Genomic DNA, 563 nt, shown 5'->3' on the forward strand with positions numbered 1-563 from the left:
CCCTTGTCCTTAGTTGCCATCATTCAGTTGGGCACTCTAAGGAGACTGCCGTACAAATACGGAGGAAGGTGGGGATGACGTCAAATCATCATGCCCCTTATGACCTGGGCTACACACGTGCTACAATAGGTGGTACAAAGGGCGGCAAACCCGCGAGGGGGAGCGAATCCCAAAAAGCCACTCTCAGTTCGGATTGCAGGCTGCAACTCGCCTGCATGAAGCCGGAATCGCTAGTAATCGCGGATCAGCATGCCGCGGTGAATACGTTCCCGGGCCTTGTACACACCGCCCGTCACACCACGAGAGTCTGTAACACCCGAAGTCGGTGAGGTAACCCTCCGGGAGCCAGCCGCCGANTCAAGAGTTTTGTTCTTTGAAAACTGGATAAACGACATTGAAAGCAAGAAATTTACTGTAAAGTTCTTACGCTTTTCTAATAGAAAAGCAAACCATCAAGGGTTACGAGGCGCAAGCAAATCGTAAGCCGTAAGGTTAAGTTAGTAAGGGCGCACGGTGGATGCCTTGGCACTAGGAGCCGATGAAGGACGGGACTAACACCGATA

General features: G+C 51.8%; 1 rRNA gene. It reads left to right on the forward strand.

The window, feature by feature from the left end:
• Nucleotides 1-438: ribosomal RNA gene (locus ACFPOH_RS00240) — 16S ribosomal RNA — on the forward strand; the annotation flags it as partial.
• Nucleotides 439-563 lie beyond the last annotated feature (125 nt).

This window comes from Ureibacillus suwonensis (genome assembly GCF_042655065.1).
Classification (GTDB): domain Bacteria; phylum Bacillota; class Bacilli; order Bacillales_A; family Planococcaceae; genus Ureibacillus; species Ureibacillus suwonensis.